Annotated in this window: 20 protein-coding genes; 10 read left to right on the top strand and 10 right to left on the bottom strand. The window is 72.7% G+C overall.

The features are described from left to right. Window positions 1-46: 46 nt before the first annotated feature. Both DAI17_RS21600 and DAI17_RS21075 read right to left on the bottom strand, forming a co-directional pair. Complete coding sequence (locus DAI17_RS21600) at window positions 47-670, bottom strand: class F sortase (protein ID WP_234412550.1); 624 nt, start codon at window positions 668-670, stop codon at window positions 47-49. A 113-nt stretch (window positions 671-783) separates the two neighbouring features. Further along, window positions 784-1545: a hypothetical protein gene (locus DAI17_RS21075; RefSeq protein ID WP_159081605.1), complete on the bottom strand. Its 762-nt coding sequence runs from the start codon at window positions 1543-1545 to the stop codon at window positions 784-786. 133 nt (window positions 1546-1678) lie between these two features. On the opposite strand from DAI17_RS21075, the gene DAI17_RS16850 reads away from it, so the two are divergent. Next, window positions 1679-2641, top strand: a complete 963-nt coding sequence (locus DAI17_RS16850) for an ABC transporter ATP-binding protein (RefSeq protein ID WP_234412549.1) — start codon at window positions 1679-1681, stop codon at window positions 2639-2641. Window positions 2642-2648: 7 nt separating this feature from the next. Here the strand turns inward: DAI17_RS16850 and DAI17_RS16845 are convergent, their stop codons facing one another. Next, window positions 2649-3752 carry a PP2C family protein-serine/threonine phosphatase gene (locus DAI17_RS16845; protein ID WP_159081604.1) on the bottom strand — a complete coding sequence of 368 codons (1104 nt, stop codon included), beginning with the start codon at window positions 3750-3752 and terminating at the stop codon, window positions 2649-2651. A 69-nt stretch (window positions 3753-3821) separates the two neighbouring features. On the opposite strand from DAI17_RS16845, the gene DAI17_RS16840 reads away from it, so the two are divergent. Beyond that, window positions 3822-4778, top strand: coding sequence for an alpha/beta hydrolase (locus DAI17_RS16840; RefSeq protein WP_107774361.1), 957 nt, complete (start codon window positions 3822-3824; stop codon window positions 4776-4778). 9 nt (window positions 4779-4787) lie between these two features. On the opposite strand, the gene DAI17_RS16835 is transcribed toward DAI17_RS16840, so the two are convergent. Genes DAI17_RS16835 through DAI17_RS16820 form a run of 4 tightly spaced genes read right to left on the bottom strand, consistent with a single transcriptional unit; the run spans window position 4788 to window position 8058 of the window. After that, window positions 4788-5546 carry a sulfite exporter TauE/SafE family protein gene (locus tag DAI17_RS16835; RefSeq protein ID WP_107774360.1) on the bottom strand — a complete coding sequence of 253 codons (759 nt, stop codon included), beginning with the start codon at window positions 5544-5546 and terminating at the stop codon, window positions 4788-4790. After that, on the bottom strand, window positions 5543-6727 hold the full coding sequence (locus tag DAI17_RS16830; protein WP_456093756.1) for an SPFH domain-containing protein: 1185 nt from the start codon (window positions 6725-6727) through the stop codon (window positions 5543-5545). Before DAI17_RS16830 ends, DAI17_RS16835 begins: the two co-directional genes overlap by 4 nt. Window positions 6728-6766: 39 nt before the next feature. Further along, a complete protein-coding gene (locus tag DAI17_RS16825; protein WP_107774359.1) occupies window positions 6767-7228 on the bottom strand; it encodes an NfeD family protein in 462 nt (153 codons plus the stop codon). 29 nt (window positions 7229-7257) lie between these two features. Further along, window positions 7258-8058 carry an ABC transporter ATP-binding protein gene (locus DAI17_RS16820; protein WP_107774358.1) on the bottom strand — a complete coding sequence of 267 codons (801 nt, stop codon included), beginning with the start codon at window positions 8056-8058 and terminating at the stop codon, window positions 7258-7260. Window positions 8059-8119: 61 nt separating this feature from the next. Here DAI17_RS16820 and DAI17_RS16815 point away from each other — a divergent pair, with 61 nt between their 5' ends. Both DAI17_RS16815 and serB read left to right on the top strand, forming a co-directional pair. Then, window positions 8120-8854 (top strand): hypothetical protein, encoded by a 735-nt coding sequence (locus DAI17_RS16815; RefSeq protein ID WP_107774357.1) that lies wholly within the window; start codon window positions 8120-8122, stop codon window positions 8852-8854. A 35-nt stretch (window positions 8855-8889) separates the two neighbouring features. Beyond that, complete coding sequence (gene serB / locus DAI17_RS16810) at window positions 8890-10110, top strand: phosphoserine phosphatase SerB (protein WP_107774356.1); 1221 nt, start codon at window positions 8890-8892, stop codon at window positions 10108-10110. Here the strand turns inward: serB and DAI17_RS16805 are convergent. Continuing rightward, window positions 10088-10834, bottom strand: a complete 747-nt coding sequence (locus DAI17_RS16805; protein WP_407669747.1) for a putative protein N(5)-glutamine methyltransferase — start codon at window positions 10832-10834, stop codon at window positions 10088-10090. The genes serB and DAI17_RS16805 overlap by 23 nt on opposite strands. A gap of 43 nt (window positions 10835-10877) precedes the next feature. Then, window positions 10878-11408, bottom strand: coding sequence for a SixA phosphatase family protein (locus tag DAI17_RS16800; protein ID WP_234412570.1), 531 nt, complete (start codon window positions 11406-11408; stop codon window positions 10878-10880). Between the two features lie 42 nt (window positions 11409-11450). On the opposite strand from DAI17_RS16800, the gene DAI17_RS16795 reads away from it, so the two are divergent. The 3 genes from DAI17_RS16795 to DAI17_RS16785 are packed head-to-tail and all read left to right on the top strand — an operon-like array spanning window position 11451 to window position 15616. After that, the gene (locus tag DAI17_RS16795; protein ID WP_107774355.1) at window positions 11451-12482 is read left to right on the top strand and encodes a cyanophycinase; all 1032 of its coding nucleotides are present in this window, start codon (window positions 11451-11453) and stop codon (window positions 12480-12482) included. Next, window positions 12479-15250, top strand: coding sequence for a cyanophycin synthetase (gene cphA / locus DAI17_RS16790; protein WP_107774354.1), 2772 nt, complete (start codon window positions 12479-12481; stop codon window positions 15248-15250). Before DAI17_RS16795 ends, cphA begins: the two co-directional genes overlap by 4 nt. Continuing rightward, a complete protein-coding gene (locus DAI17_RS16785; RefSeq protein WP_107774353.1) occupies window positions 15251-15616 on the top strand; it encodes a cupin domain-containing protein in 366 nt (121 codons plus the stop codon). Window positions 15617-15638: 22 nt separating this feature from the next. On the opposite strand, the gene DAI17_RS16780 is transcribed toward DAI17_RS16785, so the two are convergent. Then, complete coding sequence (locus DAI17_RS16780; RefSeq protein WP_107774352.1) at window positions 15639-15941, bottom strand: MmcQ/YjbR family DNA-binding protein; 303 nt, start codon at window positions 15939-15941, stop codon at window positions 15639-15641. A 106-nt stretch (window positions 15942-16047) separates the two neighbouring features. On the opposite strand from DAI17_RS16780, the gene DAI17_RS16775 reads away from it, so the two are divergent. The 3 genes from DAI17_RS16775 to DAI17_RS16765 all read left to right on the top strand — a co-directional run bounded on the left by DAI17_RS16775 (window position 16048) and on the right by DAI17_RS16765 (window position 19005). Beyond that, entirely contained in the window at window positions 16048-16524 is a 477-nt protein-coding gene (locus tag DAI17_RS16775) for an NUDIX domain-containing protein (RefSeq protein WP_159081603.1), read from the top strand. A gap of 93 nt (window positions 16525-16617) precedes the next feature. Then, complete coding sequence (locus DAI17_RS16770; RefSeq protein ID WP_107774350.1) at window positions 16618-18027, top strand: HNH endonuclease; 1410 nt, start codon at window positions 16618-16620, stop codon at window positions 18025-18027. Between the two features lie 462 nt (window positions 18028-18489). Then, window positions 18490-19005, top strand: a complete 516-nt coding sequence (locus tag DAI17_RS16765; protein ID WP_107774349.1) for an SGNH/GDSL hydrolase family protein — start codon at window positions 18490-18492, stop codon at window positions 19003-19005. Window positions 19006-19035: the final 30 nt, after the last annotated feature.

Here is a 19035-nt window from a genome sequence, read left to right as displayed (position 1 = left end):
TACGCACGGGATCGCTCGGAGGCGTCCGCCGCCGGCGTCGGGTGCGTCAGGCGACCGGGCTGGCGACCACGACGACGTTGCTCCGGTAGCCCGTGCCGTCCCAGCCCTCGCAGGTGACGAGCACGAGCCGTCCCCCGGTCTCCTGGCTGAAGAGCTGCGGCGCGCTCCGGGCCACGTCCCGCTTGTCGAGCACGGCGATCCGTTCGGCGACGTAGCGGACGGTACCGCCCGAGGTGCGGACGCGGATCTCGGTTCCACGCACGATCTCCTCGAGGTCGTCGAGGGCACCGCCCCCGTCGTGCACGGTGTGCCCGGTGACCAGGGCGCTCCCCCTCGCGTCGCCCGGCCGGGCCCCGGCCGCCCACCACCCCAGGTCCTGTGGGTCGGGCGGCGGGTCCAGGCTCCTTCCCTGCATCGCGACCGACAGGACGGGGGCGTCGACCCCCAGCGCCTCGATGACCACGCGGGTCGGCACGCCTGCCCCGGGAAGCGCGGCGGGCGCCGGAGGTGGGTGTCGTGCCGTCCGCGCGTCACCGGCCGGTCTGCTCGCCAGGACCGCGGCGACCGCGGAGGCGCGGTCCGCCGAGTCCCGGTCCTCGGCCTGCGGCCCCTCCGGCCACGTGACGGCGGCCGCGGCGAACGACAGCACGCCCAGGGCGGCCGCGGGCACGCGGACGCGCCTGTGGTCCCGTCCTCTCGAGATCCTGTGCCGCCCGCCCGCGAGCCCCGTCGGGGCCCGGTGCCGCCCGCCCGCGAGCCCCGTTGAGGCTCGGTGCCGACCGGTCACACCCGGCGGCGTACGGCGACGGCGAGGAGGCTACACAGGACACCGAACGTCGCCAGGCCCACGGGAAGGAGCAGCTCGTCCCAGGTGGTGCTCGCGCCGGCGCCGGCGTTGATCGCGGACGGTACCGGTTGTGGCTCGGTCACGCCCGTCGTGGCCTGCTGTCCGAGGACCTCGACGGCTCCCCCGCCGTCCCCGCCGCCGTCCCCGCCGCCTCCTCCGTTGCCCCCGCCGGGACTCGTGGTCGCCGCGGTCGACGGGCTCACCGTCGCGGAGGGCGCGGCGGTGGTCGGTGCCGCGGTGGTCGGTGCCGCGGTGGCGGGCGGCGTGGTGGTGGGCGCGGCCGTCGTCGGCGTCGTCGTCGTCGGGGTGGTCGTCGTGGTCGTCGGAGGCGAGGTGGTGGGCGTCGTCGTCGGCGTGGTCGTCGGCGTGGTGTCCTCGCAGTCGTGCGCGCTGGACGCGAGGTAGTCGAGCCGCAGGTCGCCCGCCTGGTGCGGGACGCCGCGCCACGTGCCGTCGGTCTTCCAGGTCACCTGCTGGTTGTGCTGCTTGTCGGTGCCGGTGATGTGGCCGTTGGCCTCGTCGGCGGGCACCGAGATGTGGACGTACGGGTTGGACTCCGACGCAGTGCGGTGGCAGACGCCCACCTTGTCCTGACCGCCGTTGCCGTGCCCGTCGGCCCACACCGGCGCGGCGACGGCGCCGGCGAGGGACAGCACGCCGGTGACAGCGAGGGCGGCGGCGTAGCTCTGTGTCTTCATGGCGGAACCCCTCGGTCGGTGGTCGATCACCCGAGACGGCCGTCACGAGGCTATGAACGCACCACTGGCGAGGGTGAGATCGACGACGACGTACCCAAATGTTGGGGGGTGGTCTAGCGGGTACGCTCCAGCGGTGCCCGACCCCTTGATCGACGTGCAGGACCTCGAACGCACCTTCGTGGTCCGGCGCAAGGTCGACGGCGGCCGCCGCCGGGTGCGCGACGAGGTGCGGGCGGTCCGCGAGCTCAGCTTCAGCGTGCAGCCGGGTGAGATGATCGGCTACATCGGTCCCAACGGCGCCGGCAAGTCGACCACGATCAAGATGCTGACCGGGATCCTCGTGCCCACCAGCGGTCACCTGCGCGTCGCCGGGCTCGACCCGAGCCGCGACCGGGTCGAGCTCGCCCGGCGCATCGGCGTCGTCTTCGGGCAGCGCACCACACTGTGGTGGGACCTGCCGCTGCGGGACTCCTTCGAGCTGCTCCAGAAGATGTACCGCATCCCGCCCGATCGCTACCGCGCCAACCTCGAGCGGTTCGTCGAGCTGCTCGACCTGCGCGGGCAGCTCGACACCCCTGTGCGCCAGCTCAGCCTGGGGCAGCGGATGCGCGGCGACATCACCGCCGCCCTGCTCCACGACCCGGAGATCCTCTACCTCGACGAGCCGACCATCGGCCTCGACGTCGTCTCCAAGGGCAGGCTGCGGGAGTTCCTGCGGGCGCTCAACGCCGAGCGGCGAACCACGCTCCTGCTGACCACCCACGACCTCCAGGACATCGAGGCGCTGTGCGACCGGGTCATCGTGATCGACCACGGGACGGCGGTCTTCGACGGCCCGCTGGCCGGTCTGCACGCGCGGGGCGGCTCGACCCGCACCCTGGTGGTCGACCTGGTGGACGAGGCGCCGGCCATCGAGGTGCCCGGAGCGGTCGTGCGCCGCGTGGAGGGGCCGCGCCAGTGGCTGTCCTTCCCGGCCGAGGCCAGTGCCGCCCCGATCGTCGCCGCCGTCGCGGCGTCGTACGACGTGGCCGACCTGTCGATCCAGGAGCCGGACATCGAGGAGGTCATCCGCGACCTCTACTCGCGCACCGTGTGACGCGGCGTCAGTCGTCGCGGAGGTCGAGGACCAGCACCGCCCGGTCGTCCTTGCCTCGTGGCACGCGGCGCAGCACCGCGCGGGCGACGCCGGGGAACCCGTGGGCGAGCACCGCGCTGCGGGCCACCCCGCGCAGCCAGGCGAGCCCGTCGTCGAGGTCGCGGCCGCGGGTCTCGATGACCCCGTCGGTGTAGAACATGAGTGCCTCCCCCGGGCCGAGCCGCCCCTCGCTCGCGGTCAGCTCGGGGTCGGGGACGACGCCCAGCGCGGTTCCTCGCGCGTTGTCGACGTCCCACGCGCCGCGCACCGGGTGCCAGTGGAGCACCGGCGGGTGTCCGGCGCTGGTGATCGTGTAGTCCCCGGTGTCCAGGTCCACGCGGACGTGGACGGCCGTGGCGAAGGACTCGTCCGACTCCTGGCGGAGCAGGAAGGCGTTGGCGGCGCGCATCAGCGCGTCCGGCGGGAGGGCGCCGAGGAGCCCGCCCAGCGCCCCGGCGAACTGCAGTGCCTGCGGGCCGACCGATGCGCCCTTGCCGCACACGTCCACCAGCACCATCTCCAGGTGCCGGTCGTCGCGCAGGTCCGCCACGAGGAAGTCGCCGGCGTAGCCGGTCCCGTGTGCGCTCAGCATGGCCGACTGCGAGTGCCACGGCTCGGGCAGCGCCGGTACGACGCCCTGCCGCTGCAGGCGGTCGCGCAGCTGCGCCAGCATCGGCTCGCTCAGCGCGACGGGCAGCCCTGAGCGCTGCCGGCTCGACTGGAACACCGCCAGCCCGACCGAGAGGGCGAGCGTGACCAGCGCCGCCACGGCGGGTCCGTCGAGGCCGTCGCGGACGGTCGCCGCCCCGGCGGCGAGCAGGACGACGACCGACAGGAGTGCCAAGGGCAGCGTGCGCAGCAGCAGGACGCCGAGCAGCAACCAGACGAACCACACGGTCGGCGGCACGAGGTCGTAGGCCACCCAGGACGCCCCGAGGCTGACCGCCGAGGCGCCGAGTAGGACGCCCAGGACGTAGGCCTGGCTCTCCCGCGACCCGGTGCGCCAGCCCTCCACCCGGGCGTGCACGTGCGTCGCGACACGGCGCGGCACGGTCCCGAGAGCAGTCGACACGACGAGAGGGTAGTTCGCGGTGGAGGCCTTCGTCGGCGGATCGCGCGATGTCGTCGTATCGTGCGCGCCATGGCGAGCGACCCGACGTACGACGTCCTCGGCCGGCCGTACACCGTGGAGGTCTTGGACCTCGGCGAGGACAGCGAGGGACCGGTCGTCGCGACCCTGGTGCACCGGCCCGCCGACACCCCGGGCGACCGGGCCGTCCTGCACGTGCACGGCTTCGCCGACTACTTCTTCCACACCGAGTACGCCGAGTGGTGGACCGACCGCGGCTACGACTTCTACGCCCTGGACCTGCGCAAGTACGGCCGCTCGATCCTGGACCACCAGACGCCCAACTACGTCGAGGACATCGGCGAGTACTTCCCCGACCTCGACGCCGCCTGGGAGCGGATCGCCGCCACGCACTCGCGGGTCGTGGCGACCGCGCACTCCACGGGCGGGCTCACCCTGCCGCTGTGGCTGCACCACCGGCGCCCGGAGGCGCTGGCCGGGGTGTTCCTCAACTCGCCGTGGTTCGACCTGCAGGGGTCGGCCTGGCTGCGGACCCCGGCCGCCCGGCTGGCCCTCGACCGGATGGGCGCACGCCAGCCCCGGCGGCTCATCCCGCGCAAGGTGAGCGGCGTCTACACCCAGTCGCTGCACGTCGGTCACCACGGCGAGTTCGACTTCAACCTCGAGTGGAAGCCGGTCGAGTCCTTCGCCGTGTACGCCGGGTGGTTGCGCGCGATCCGTCGCGGCCACGCCGAGCTGCACCGCGGCCTCGACGTGCCGGCACCGTGCCTGGTGCTCTCGTCGTCGACGTCGGCCTGGCCGACCACCATGGGCGACGACGTGCACCGCAACGACGTCGTCCTCGACGTCGAGCAGATCCGTCGTTGGGCCTCCAGCCTGGGCCGCCACGTCACCAGCATCGCCGTCGACGGCGCGCGCCACGACGTGGTGCTGTCGCTGCCCGAGGTGCGGGCGCAGGTCTACGACGAGATCGGCCGTTGGCTCGAGGCCTACGTGCCGGGCGGGTGACAGCCCTGCTCAGACGAGGAACGCCACCAGCGCGACCACGCCCACCACGACGATGAAGGCGCGCAGGACCGGCGCGGGCAGGCGACGCCCGACCGAGGACCCGAGCACGCCGCCGATGACCGCGCCGACCGCGATGAGGCCGACGATCTGCCAGTCCACGTCGGCGATGAGGACGAACAGCACGCCCGAGATCCCGTTGACCAGCGCGGCCAGGACGTTCTTGGCGCCGTTGAGCCGTTGCAGGGAGTCGTCGATGCCGATGCCCAGCACCGCCATCATCAGCACGCCCTGCGCGGCGCCGAAGTAGCCGCCGTAGATCCCGCAGGCGAACATCCCGGGCCACACCCACCACGCGCCGCGGTGCGGCAGTCCCCCGCTGGCCTCGTGGCGCCGGGCGACGTACAGCGAGATGCGCGGGCCGGCGACCACCAGGAGCAGGCCGAGCAGGATGAGGGCGGGCACCACGAACTCGAACGCGCCGGGCTGCCACAGCAGCAGCGCCCCGCCGAGCAGGCCGCCCAGCCCCGAGGCGCTGGCCAGGTGCAGCAGGCGCGACCGCTGGCCACGCAGCTCGCGGCGGTAGCCCACGGCGCCGGTGACCGACCCGGGCACCAGGCCGATCGAGTTGGAGACGTTGGCGGTCACGGGGGGTACGCCGAACGCCAGGAGGGTCGGGAACGTGATCAACGTCCCCGACCCCACCACGGTGTTGATGGTGCCGGCCGCCACCCCCGCGAGGGCGATCAGCACGGCTTCGACAGGACTCACGCCGGGGCAGCCCCCGGAGCGCTCGGGTCGACCGGGCCCTCGCCGACCGTGGGGTCGGTCGGCTCGGACGACACGGGCGGGGTCGTTCCGCCCGCCGGGGCCGACGACCCGCTCGAGGACCGCGCCGGACGCGCGGCGGACTCGGCGGCCGCGATGGCCTCCTGCACCGCCTGGCTGGTGTGCCGCAGCTCGGAGTCCTGGGAGCCGCCGGGCAGCTGGGGCTCGGACGGCCCCATGTCGACCCGCGTGCGGGGCGTGGCGTCCTTGGGGATGCCGGCGATCTCGTGGATCGAGGAGCCGAGGCCCTCGAGCGCCTTGGTGATCTCCGAGGGGATGACCCAGACCTTGTTGGCGTCGCCCTCGGCGATCTTGGGCATCATCTGGAGGTACTGGTAGGCCAGCAGCGACTGGTCGGGCTGGCCGTCGTGGATGGCCTGGAAGACCGTCTGGATGGCCTGCCCCTCACCCTGGGCACGCAGGATCTGCGCCTCCCGCTCGGCCTGGGCGCGCAGGATCTGGGACTCGCGGTCACCCTCGGCGTTGAGGATCTGCGACTGCTTGTTGCCCTCGGCCGTGAGGATGGCGGACTGGCGCTGGCCCTCGGCGGAGAGGATGAGTGCCCGCTTGTCGCGGTCGGCACGCATCTGCTTCTCCATCGCGTCCTTGATGGACGGCGGCGGGTCGATGCCCTTGATCTCGACGCGGTTGACGCGGATGCCCCACTTGCCGGTCGCCTCGTCGAGGACGCCGCGCAGGCCGTTGTTGATCTCCTCGCGGGAGGTCAGCGTCTGCTCGAGGTCCATGCCACCGACGATGTTGCGCAGCGTGGTCATGGTGAGCTGCTCGACGGCCTGGATGTAGTTGGCGATCTCGTAGGTCGCCGCGACCGGGTCGGTCACCTGGAAGTAGATGACGGTGTCGATGGAGACCACGAGGTTGTCCTCGGTGATCACCGGCTGCGGCGGGAAGCTGACGACCTGCTCACGCAGGTCGATGAGGTAGCGCACCCTGTCGATGAAGGGCACCACGATGTTGAGGCCTGCGGGCAAGGTCCCCTTGTACTTGCCGAACCGCTCGACGATCCCGGCCCGCGCCTGCGGCACGATCCGGACCGTCTTGGCGAGCATGACGACGACGAACAGGACGAGCAGCACGAACAGGACGAAGAGTGCTGTGGGCAATGTGTGTCTCCCCCGTGGATGGTGATGATTGGTGGGCGGTCAGGACTCGAGCCGGGCGACCGGGTAGACGAAGGCCGTCGCGCCCTTGATGGCGAGGACCTCGACGGTCTCGCCCGCGGGGATGGTCATGGTCTCGTCGTAGGGACGCGCCGACCAGTCCTCCCCGCCGATCTTGATGCGGCCGGTGGTCAGGCCGCTCATCTCGCTGGTGACGATCCCCTGCGTGCCGACGAGCTTGTCGTGGCCCAGCATCAGCTCGGGCCCGGAGTGCAGCCGCTTGACCATCGACGGCCGCACCAGCGCCAGCATCGCGATCGAGGCACCGGCCGCACCGAGGACCTGCAGGCCGACGTTGACGTCGGCGATGGCCAGCACCATGCCGACGAGGGCGCCGATCGCGAGCATTCCCAGGATCAGGTCGAGGCTGAACATCTCGGCGACGCCCAGCACGATGGCCAGGCCCAGCCAGGCCTCCCAGAGGTGTCGCAGCAGCCAGTCCATGCGCCGACCCTATCCGGTGGTGCGCAGGGTCACAGGGCAGCCGACCGGGTGCGTCGCCGGGCGGCGTACCGGCCGTCCTCCACGCTGAGCTGCAGCGGCATCGCGAAGGTCTCGGAGAGCGCCTCCTCGGTCACCACCCGCTCCAGCGGGCCCTGGGCCACGACCCGTCCTGCGCGCAGCAGCATCGCGTGGGTGAACCCGGGCGGGATCTCCTCGACGTGGTGGGAGACCAGCACGGTGGCCGGCGAGTCGGGGTCGAGCGCGAGCACGCTGAGCGTGGAGACGAGGTCCTCGCGACCGCCGAGGTCGAGGCCGGCGGCGGGCTCGTCGAGCAGCAGGAGCTCGGGGTCGGTCATCAGTGCCCGGGCGATCTGCACGCGCTTGCGCTCGCCCTCGCTGAGGGTGCCGAAGGTGCGGTCGACGAGGTGGGCCGCCCCCACCTCGGCCAGCAGCGCGGCGGCGCGGTCGTGGTCGAGGCCGTCGTACTCCTCGCGCCAGCGTCCCAGCACGCCGTAGGACGCCGAGACGACGACGTCCTGCACCAGCTCGCCGCGCGGGATGCGGTCGGCGAGGGCGGCGCTCGTCAGGCCGATGCGCGGACGCAGGTCGAACACGTCGACGGTGCCCAGCACCTCGCCGAGGATGCCCGCCACGCCCGCGGTCGGGTGCAGCTGGGCGGAGGCGACCTGCAGCAGCGTCGTCTTGCCGGCGCCGTTGGGACCGATGAGCACCCAGCGCTCGTCCTCCTCGACGGTCCAGTCGACGTCGTCGAGCAACGTCGCCGTGCCACGGCGCACCGTGAGGCCTGCACACTCGATCACGGCGCTCATGCGACTCACCCTATCCAGCGGGCGCCCGCGTCCCGACGACCCCGACGTATCCTCGACAGCCGTGTCACTCGAGCTCCCCCTCTCCGCTCGCCTGGCCTGGTGGCTGACCGCCTGGCTGCGTGGCGACGAGGTCACCGACCACGCCCTGGACGCCGTCACCCACGGCGACCTCGCGCACGCCGTCGACGGCCTCGAGGAGGTCACCGGGACGTCCGGCACGACGCTGCTCGACGTCTTCCTCGCCGCCCGCCGGGCGGGCGCCGACCGGGCAGGGCTCGCGCTCCCCGTCGAGGGTGACCTGCTGGGGCTGGGCGGGCCGCGCGACCTCAACGATGCGGCCCTGGACTCCGGCGAGGCGGTGGTGCTGGCGTCCTTCGCCCTCGTGCCGTCGGTCGTGGGCGAGGTGGTGCGGTGGCGGGCGCTGCCGTCGGCGCCGCGCCAGCTGCCCGACGTGGGCGAGGCCGACCGCGGGATGCGCGCCACGCTCGTCGAGGCGGCCGGGCTGCTCGCCGACCTGGACGTGGCGCGGTGGCGGCCCGAGGTCGCCGACCGGCTGATGAACCTGCGGCACCGTCCGTCCCTCGAGGCCCCGCTCGGGGTCCCGCACCGGTGCACCGACCTGGCGTCCCGCGGCCTGCAGGGGTGGGCGATCGTCGACCTGGCGCTCGAGGACGACGGCGGCGCCCTGTCGTCGTACGAGGTCGCGCGACGGCGCGACGCGCTGGCACCCCTCGAGCGCGCGTCCCGGCGCGCCGTCGTGGCGGCCTGCTCGCCCGAGGTGTGGCCGGAGTCCTGACCACCCCCTCCGGCGGGGATAGCCTCGGCCCCGAGATGAGCGACGTCGACGAGCAGCCCCGGACCCTCCTCGTGACCCTGACCGGCAAGGACCGGCCCGGTGTCACGGCAGCCATGTTCGCCACCCTGTCGGCCGCCGGCGTGGAGGTCGTCGACATCGAGCAGATCGTGCTGCGGCGCCGGCTCGTGCTCGGGGTCCTCATCACCGCGCCGCGGGACTGGAAGAAGCTGCGGGCCGCGATCGAGGAGACCGCCGCCTCCCTGGACATGCAGGTCGACGTCGACCGCGGTGTCGGCGACAACCGGCAGCGGGGCTCGGGCAGGTCCCACGTGACGGTCCTCGGCGCGCCGCTCAAGGCGTCCGCGATGTCCGCGATCGCCGGCCGGATCGCCGACTGTGGCGCCAACATCGACCGCATCGAGCGGATGGCGCGCTACCCGGTCACGGCCATCGACCTCGCCATCTCGGGGGTGGAGCCGGAGGTGCTGCGCCCCCTGCTCGCCGCCGAGGCCGCCAACCAGGGCATCGACATCGCCGTCCAGCCGGCCAGCCTGCTGCGCCGGTCGATGCGGCTCATCGTGATGGACGTCGACTCGACGCTCATCCAGGGGGAGGTGATCGAGATGATCGCCGCCCACGCGGGGTGCGAGGCCGAGGTCGCGGCCGTGACCGAGCGGGCGATGCGCGGGGAGATCGACTTCGAGGAGTCCCTGCGGGCGCGGGTCGCGCTGCTCGAGGGTGTCCCGGCCGCCGCGCTCGACGAGGTCTACGAGTCCATCGCGCTGGCGCCGGGGGCGCGGACCATGGTGCGGGTGCTGCGCCGCCTCGGCTACCGCTTCGCGATCGTCTCCGGCGGCTTCACCCAGATCACCAGCCGGCTGGCCGACGAGCTGGGCATCCACTACTCCCGGGCCAACGAGCTCGAGATCGTCGACGGCCGGCTCACCGGCCGGGTCCTGGGCGACGTCGTGGACCGGGCCGGCAAGGCGACCGCGCTGCGGGAGTTCGCGGCCGACATCGGCGTGCCGGTCGACGCCACCATCGCCATCGGCGACGGGGCCAACGACCTCGACATGCTCAACGCCGCCGGTCTCGGGATCGCCTACAACGCCAAGCCGGTGGTGCGCGACGCCGCGGACGCGTCGGTCAACGTGCCCTACCTCGACACGATCCTCTACCTGCTGGGCATCTCCCGGGAGGAGATCGAGGCCGCCGACATGGCCGACGGGATCGTCACGCCCGCTCCCCCGGTCTGACGCCCCGCCGCCGGCCCACCACCACGCAGCCGGCGAGGTCGTCGTCGCTCTCGACCCGGGTGGCCAGGCCGGCGTCGTGCATGGCCGCGGCGGTGAGGCGCGCCTGGACCTGGCTGGTCTCCACGGCCAGCACGCCGCCGGGAGCCAGCCACTCCGGTGCCTCCGCGGCGATGCGCCGGTGCAGGCCGACGCCGTCCGGGCCGCCGTCGAGCGCGGTGGTCGGCTCGTGGTCCCGGGCCTCCGGCGGCATCAGCGGGACGCGGTCGGTCGGCACGTACGGCGCGTTGGCCGCGAGCACGTCGATGCGCCCGCGCAGGGAGCCCGGGAGGTCGTCGTACAGGTCGGAGAGGTGGAGGGTGCCGTGCGGGACGTTGCGTCGCGCGCATGCCACCGCCGCAGGGTCCACGTCGCTGGCGTGCACCTCGCCCGCCGGGACGAGCGCCGCGACGGGCGCGACCCCGCAGCAGAGCTCCAGCAGGATGCTGCCCGGACCGGCGTACGACGCCGCCACCCGGACGAGCAGCTCGGTGCGGCGCCGCGGCACGAAGACCCCCGGGGCGACGGCGAGCCGCCGGCCGGCGAGCTCGACCCAGCCCAGCACGGTCTCGAGCGGTTCCCCGGCCTCCCGTCGGGCCACCAGGTCCTCGAGCGCCGCGCCCGTGCGGCCGGTCCCGAGCAGCAGGCGGGCCTCGTCCTCGGCGAAGACGCAGCCGGCGGTCCTCAGCCGCTGGACGAGGTCGGCCGGCGCGGGAGCTGTCAGCGTCGCCTCACTCGGCGCGGCCGACGTGGAAGCCGACCAGCGACGCGCCCGCGAGCTCCAGCTCGGCCCATGGTCCGTCGACGGCGAGCACCGCGAGCGCCGAGGTCGGGAAGCCGGCCGCCATCCGCTCGGCGGCCTCGGAGTCACCCGCCCCGTCGTCGAGCAGCTGGGCGAGGTAGGCGATGGTCGGGTTGTGGCCGATCACCAGGACGGAGGTCGCGTCCGGCGGGACCTCGCGGATGAGGTCGAGGGCGGCCTCCGGGCCGGCGGCGTACAGGCCGGTGTCGAAGGCGGGCTCGAGCTCCCAGCCCGCGGCGGGAGCGACGGCCTCCCAGGTCTCGCGGGTGCGGACGGCGGTGGAGACGAGCACGTGGTCGGGCACGAAGCCGAGGTCGGCGAGCCAGCGTCCGGCGGCGGCCGCATCGCCGTGACCACGAGGCTCCAGGGTGCGTCCCTGGTCGGACTCCCCCCACGACTCGGCCCTGGCGTGGCGCATGACCACCAGCCTGCGGATGGTGGTCGTCTGGGTGGCTCGCATCTCCTGCACGGGCACACTGTCGCAGCCGATAGCCTGCCTGTCATGCCCTCTGGACCCCTCATGATCATCGGCGGCGCCGAGGACAAGCTCGGGAAGCGCGGGATCCTCAAGGAGTTCGTCGCCGCGAGCGGCGGCCGCGACGCCCGCATCCTCGTGATCCCCACCGCCTCGTCGCTCGGACCCGAGATCGTGGAGGTCTACGAGGCGCTCTTCAGCAAGCTCGGTGCGGGCCACGTGCGCGCGGCCCGTCCCGAGAGCCGCGAGCAGGCGCACGACGCCGAGCTGGTGGCGGCCGTGGAGGGCGCGACGGGCATCTTCATGACCGGCGGCAACCAGCTCAAGCTCTCCGGCGTCGTGTGCGGCACGCCGTTCGGCGACGCCATCGTTGCGGCCCACCGGCGCGGCGCCGTCGTGGCCGGGACCTCCGCCGGCGCCAGCATCCAGTCCTCGCACATGGTGGCCTTCGGGTCCGGCGGGGCGACCCCCAAGCAACGGATGACCCAGGTCGCAGCCGGCCTCGGGCTGGTCGGCTCCACGGTGATCGACCAGCACTTCGACCAGCGCAACCGCTACGGCCGGCTGCTGATGATCGTGGCGCAGAGCCCGCAGCTGCTCGGCATCGGCGTGGACGAGGACACCGCGGCCGTCGTCGAGGTCGTCGACGGCCACGAGGTGCTCCGCGTCGCCGGTCGCGGCGCGGTCACCATCCTCGACCCGGCCCGGATGGTGTCCAACGCCCACGAGGCCCGGCGCTCCGCTCCCCTGCTGGCCAGCGGCGTCACGCTGCACGTCCTGCCGGCCGGGTCGTCGTACGACCTCACCACCCGGACGCTCGTGCCCCTCCCGCCCGTCGTCGACGAGACCGAGGCCGAGGAGATCGCCGAGGCCGGGCGCGACCTGCGCAAGCTGGCCCGCGACATCGCGGCGGGTGACGTCTCGCCGAGCAACCTGCGTCGCCGGCTGGCCCGCGCGCGCCGGGCGACCGAGACCGTCGTCCCGCGCACCGGTGCACCCGGTGACCCCGGTGCCACCACCCCTCTCCCTGCCCCTGACCGAGACGGAGACCCTGCATGAGCGAGCGCCCGACCCCCGACCTGACGATCGTCGAGACCCGTGTCTACCGCGGCGCCAACGTCTGGTCCTACGACAAGTCGGTCCACCTGGTCGTCGACCTGGGCTCCCTGGAGGAGTTCCCGACCAACACGCTCCCGGGGTTCACCGACGAGCTGGTCTCGATGCTCCCGGGCCTGCGGGAGCACTCCTGCTCGCGCGGCCGACGCGGCGGCTTCCTCGAGCGGCTCCAGGAGGGCACCTGGCTGGGCCACGTCGCCGAGCACGTCGCGCTGGCGCTCCAGCAGGTCGTCGGGCACGACATCCGGCGCGGCAAGACCCGGTCGGTCAAGGGCCACAAGGGCCGCTACAACATCATCTACGGGTACGTCGACGAGCAGGTGGGCCTCGAGGCCGGCAAGCTCGCGGTGCGGCTGGTCAACCACCTGGTGCAGGGCGACCCGGACTTCGACTGGGAGACCGAGCGCGACGCGTTCATCCGGCGCGCCGAGCGGACGGCCTTCGGGCCCTCGACCCAGGCGATCGTCGACGAGGCCGTGTCCCGTGACATCCCCTGGATCCGGCTCAACCAGTACTCGCTGGTCCAGCTCGGCCAGGGCGTCCACGCCAAGCGCATCCGGGCCACGATGACCTCCGAGACGTCCTCCATCGCGGTCGACATCGCCTCGGACAAGGACCTCACCACCAAGCTCCTCGGTGCGGCCGGCCTCCCGGTGCCCAAGCAGGAGTCGGTGCGCTCCGCCGACGGCGCGGTCGCCGCCGCCCGTCGCATCGGCTACCCCGTGGTGGTCAAGCCGCTGGACGGCAACCACGGGCGGGGCGTGTGCCTGGACCTGCAGTCCGAGGAGGACGTCCGCGCCGCCTTCGACATCGCGCGCGAGCAGTCGCGGCGCGGCATCGTGATCGTCGAGACCTTCGTGACCGGCAAGGACTACCGGTGCCTCATCATCGACGGACGGATGGTCGCGATCGCCGAGCGCGTCCCGGCGTCGGTCACCGGTGACGGCACCTCGACGGTCGAGAAGCTCGTCGACCTCACCAATGCCGACCCGCGCCGCGGCGTCGGCCACGAGAAGGTGCTGACCCGCATCAAGGTCGACGCCGCCGCCCTCGAGGTGCTGGCCTCCCAGGGTCACTCGCTCGACTCGGTCCCCGCCGAGGGCGAGATGGTCAAGCTGGCACTGACCGGCAACATGTCCACCGGCGGCATCTCGATCGACCGCACCTTCGAGGCGCACCCGGAGAACGTCGAGATCGCGGAGGAGGCGGCCCGCATGGTCGGCCTCGACATCGCGGGCATCGACTTCATCTGCCCGGACATCACCGAGCCCGTGCGCGAGGCCGGCGGCGCGATCTGCGAGGTCAACGCCGCGCCCGGCTTCCGGATGCACACCCACCCGACGATCGGCGAGCCGCAGTTCATCGCCAAGCCGGTGGTCGACATGCTCTTCCCGCCCGGCGCCACCTCGCGGATCCCGATCATCGCGGTCACCGGCACCAACGGCAAGACGACCACCAGCCGGATGATCAGCCACATCTTCAAGGGCATGGGGCGCAAGGTCGGCATGACCTCCACCGACGGGGTGGTCATCGACGAGCGCCTCGTCATCCGCGCCGACGCCTCCGGTCCGCGCTCGGCCCGGATGGTGCTGCAGAACCCGCGCGTGGACACCGCCGTCTTCGAGGTCGCACGTGGCGGCATCCTGCGCGAGGGCCTCGGCTACGAGCGCAACGACGTGGCGGTGGTGCTCAACGTGCAGCCCGACCACCTCGGCCTGCGCGGCATCGACACCGTCGAGCAGCTCGCCGACGTCAAGGCGGTCATCGTGGAGGCGGTGCCGCGCGACGGCCACGCCGTGCTCAACGCCGACGACCCGCTGGTGCGCGAGATGCGCCGGCGGTGCTCGGGGCAGGTCGTGTGGTTCTCGATGGAGGAGCCCGGCTCCGAGGCCCGGGACATGATCGACGCGCACTGCCGCCGGGGTGGCAAGGCGCTGGTCCTCGACCCGTCCGAGCGCGGCGAGATGATCGTCGTACGGCACGGGCGGCGCGACATGCAGCTCGCGTGGACGCACCTGCTGCCGGCGACGTTCGGGGGCAAGGCCCGGATGAACGTCCAGAACGCGCTCGCCGCCGCCGCTGCCGCCTTCGCGGCCGGCGCTCCCCTGCACGACATCCGCCAGGGCCTGCGCACCTTCTCGACCAACTACTACCTCTCCCCCGGCCGGCTCAACGAGGTCGAGGTCAACGGCGTCAACGTCATCGTCGACTACTGCCACAACGCCCCGGGCATGCGGATGCTGGGCGACTTCGTCGACCGGGTCGGCGACTCGCTGGAGTCCTCCCACGACCTGGCCCGGCCGTCGCGGATCGGCATCATCGCCACCGCGGGCGACCGGCGCGACGAGGACATGCGCGAGCTGGGCCAGATCGCCGCGCAGCACTTCGACGTCTGCATCGTCCGCGAGGACGTGGCCCTGCGTGGCCGCGAGCGCGGCGAGGTCGCCGGCCTGGTGCTGGAGGGCGTGCGGCAGGCGATGGCCGAGGGATCCCGCTGCAAGCAGGCCGAGGAGGTGCTCGACGAGATCTCCGCCGTGCGCCACGCGCTCAACCGCGCCAACCGCGGCGACCTCGTCGTGGTCTGCGTGGACAAGCACGCCGAGGTGATGACCGAGCTGGAGAACTGGTCCTCGCAGGCCCAGGCCGGCGCCGGCGCCTCGTCCGAGACCCCTGCGGCCGACCCCGACTACGCCCCGCCCACGGAGTCCTGAGTGCGGGTCATCTCCCTGGCGGACTTGCCGCACCGGCCGGTCGAGGCGCACGGGAGCCGTGGCTTCTCGGTGGGCGCCTTCGGCATCAGTGCCGACGCCCACCTCGTCGCGGTCTCGCTGGCCCGCGGCGGCGTGGTCGGGCGCCACCCGGCCTCGGGGCGGCAGCTGCTCGTCGTGCTCTCGGGGGAGGCCGAGGTGTCTGGTCACGACGGCGTCGTACGCCGCCTCGGGCCCGGCGAGGCAGCCGTCTGGGAGCCCGGCGAGATGCACGAGACCCGCTCGCCCACCGGGCTGCTGGCGATGATCGTGGAGGGCGACCTCGACCTCGCCGCACCCGGCGAGCAGGTGGACCCGGGCGACACCTGATCTGTTGCACCCCGCTCGGGAGTCAGCGCTGCTGCATCTCCCAGGCGAGGTCGATGGCCGCGCGAACCGCGTCCGGCTGTGCGCGATCGAGGTAGGCCTCGACCTTGTGGTGGGCCTCCATGCGAGGTGGGACGCCGAAGCTGTCCGGGAACCTCTCGAGCAGCGCCTCCCGCCTGTCCAGGGGGACGCGGACCACCAGGGTGTCCGGGTCGTGCAGTCGGACCACCAGCCGGTCCCGGACGTACCAGGCCGGACGCGACGCGGTCCCCTTGCGTCTGACCCCCGGCAGCGACTCGGCGTAGCGACCGACCTCGTCCGGACTCATGCATCGCAGCGTAGGCCGCGCCCGCCGGAGGATGCCGGTCCGACGTGGGATGGTGACGCGGTGAAACGAATCGGATCTGCCCCTGCGCCACTCGTGTCGTGGTCTCGTGCTCGACGGTGAGGGGCGGGTCCTGCTGGCCCGGCACCGCATCAACGAGGGGACGACCGTATGGGTGGGACCGGGTGGCGGAGTCGAGGACGGCGAGACACTCGTCGAGGCCCTCGCGCGTGAGCTGTCCGAGGAGACCGGCCTGGTGCTTGAGGACCGGACGGCGCCATCCCTCGTGTGGACGCAGACGAACAGGTTCCCCGAGATGGAACCGCACGGCTACTCCGGCGTGGTCGGCCACTTCTACGTCGTGCCGCTGAGCGCGTTCACGAGGGAGGCGGGCTCGCTGGCGGACGCGGCCGACCACCCTCGCGAGGACGGCGTGCTGGACATGCGTTGGTGGTCCGTCGAGGACGTCGAGGCGGCCCACCGGGAGTCGATCCTGTTCGCTCCTCGCGCGTTCCCTCGCCTGATGCGGGACCTCTTCGTCCAGGACCGCTTCGAGGCAATGAGCCGCGCGCCCCTGACGCTGTGAGCAGGGCGGACCTCGGAGATCTCCTCGACCTCGTGTCCACAGGAGGCCGGTTTCCGGGGCTGCGTTGTCGGTGGTCCCTGCTGGGATGGGTACATGCCCAACACCGCCGCTCCCGTTCTGCCGGACACCCCGGCCGAGCTGTTGCGTGCGGTGAAGGAGTCGCGCGATCGGGCCGCCGCGGAGGACGTCGAGATGATGCGGCTGGGCGTGCACTGGGCCGACCTGCACCTGGCCGACCCGGAGCACGCGGAGGCGTGCTTCACCTCGCCGAAGACCTTCGCAGGTGAGGGGTCCCCGTCGATCGATGAGTTCTGCGTCCCGGAGTTCGCGACCATGCTGGGCCGCACGTGCGACAGTGCGGGGCGGTTCCTGACCGAGTGCGTGGAGGTGGCCTACCGGCTCCCGCAGTTGTGGGGTGCGGTCCAGGCGGGGCTGGTGGCGGGTTGGCGGGCGCGGGTGATCGCGCAGACCACCCTGGACCTGACGCTCGAAGCGGCGACGTACGTGGACTCGCAGGTGTTCTGGTGCGCCAACCGGCTCACTCCCTCCGCGCTGGGCAGGGTGGTGGACGAGGCCCGGGTGCGTCACATGCCCGAGGCCGTGGAGAAGGCGCTGGAGAAGTCGGCGGACAAGCGCAACGTCACCTTCGACACCCAGCAGGTCTCCTTCGACGGCACCATGCACCTCGAGGCCGACCTGGAGATCCCCGACGCCCTCGCCCTGCGCGAGGCCGTCGCCTCGGGGGCCGAGCACCTCGCCAGGCTCGGCTCGACCGACACCGTCGACGGCCGCCGGGCCACCGCGCTGGGCGACCTCGCCCGCCGCCAGCTGACCCTCGGCTTCGACGACGAGGATTCTTCGGCGGTCGAGACCTCGAAGCCGCCGGCTCCGGCCACGCCGGTGACGCAGATCGTGATCTACGCCCACCTGTCCGCCGATGCCATCACCGGCCTCCAGGACCCGACCGGCGACGTGGCCGGCGAGGCACTGTGCGCCCGCGTGGAGCAGGCCGGCCAGCGGCTGCTGTCGGTGGAGCAGGTCCGTGCCTGGTGCGGCCGTCCCGACGCCGCGGTGGTCGTCAAGCCGGTGATCGACCTCCGTGAACGGCTGGAGACCAAGGGCTACACGCCCACCGCGAGGATGCGGGAGTACGTGATCGTCCGCGACGGGACGTGCGTCTTCCCGTGGTGCGGCCGCAACGCCCGGCACGGCGACATCGACCACATCGTCCCCTACGACCACGAGCATCCCGATCGCGGCGGCCAGACGAGCACCGACAACTTGGCCGCGCTGTGCCGCCGGCACCATCGGCTCAAGACCAAGGGCCGCTGGCGGTACCGGATGACCGAGCCGGGTGTGTTCGAGTGGACCAGTCCGCTGGGCTGGGCCTACCGACGCGACCACACCGGCAGTCGATGCACGGGACGCGCCTGGCCCGAACCCGGCGCCGACAGCGGCGACCCGCAGCGCGGCAAGCCGGACCTGCACCCGCCCGACCAGTAGCCACCACGCCCCACACCCCGCCACCAGCACAACCGGCGGGGCCACAGGCATGTCCAAGCCCACCGCAGGCGTCGGTCACAGACACCCGCGACGGCTCTGACGGCATGCGCGGTGACGTGGCCGCCCAGGTCGACGCCGTCCGGTCCCCCTCCCGGAGGCGTGTCGTGGCTGCACAGAAGCTCGACGTGGCCTGTCGTCCCGTGCATGTGTCAGGTGAGGACGTCTTGCCCTCTCCTCGCCAACCGTCGCCCCTGAGACCCCCCCGTCTCGGGTCGACGGCGACGGCAAAAGGTGGTCGTGGGACATGTCATCCTTGGCAATCCGTTGGCAGAGGCTGGTCAAGGACGGTCGTACCTGCGTAGGACGGCCACCCGCCGGTGACCACCGCACATCGACCCGAGTCAGCCACGCCATGCCGCAAGGACAGAGGCATGAGAGGCCGGCCGTTCTAGGGTTCGGCCGGTGAGGATCGTTCTGCTCGGGGACAGCCATCTCGCCCGGATCCAGCGGCAGCTACCGCGCATCGGCGAGAACGTCCTCAATGCAGCACAAGGCGGAGCCACGGTGCGGCACCTCGAGGCACAGGCGGAGGGCGTGCGCCTGACAGCTTCGGACCTCGTGGTCGTCTCTGTGGGTACCAACGATGCGGCCCCGTGGAACGCGGTGCCGGTCGCCGACTTCCAACGGACCTTGAGTCGATTCGTGGGGTCCCGTCAGGCTGGTGCGTGGGTCATCATGACGCCCCCGGGCGTCGACGAGTCACGACTCGGTGCCGGCGATCGGACCAACGCAGTCGTGGCCCATTACCGGGATGCTGCCACCGCTGTGGCGGACTCGCGCACCGCACGACTGCTCGACACCCGCTCGCTGCTGACGCCCCTCGGCGCTGATGCCTTCGCCAAGGACGGTCTCCACCTCAGCGGCCTGGCCTACAGGCTCCTGCTGCCCGCCCTGGCTCAGTGCGGGCGGACCTGCTGACGGAGGGCGGCCGGGCCAACCGGGTGGGAT

The organism is Nocardioides sediminis (genome assembly GCF_003047295.1).
Lineage (GTDB): Bacteria > Actinomycetota > Actinomycetes > Propionibacteriales > Nocardioidaceae > Nocardioides > Nocardioides sediminis.
The sequence above is the reverse complement of the archived record's forward strand: the minus strand, read 5'-3'. Positions and strand labels throughout refer to the sequence as shown.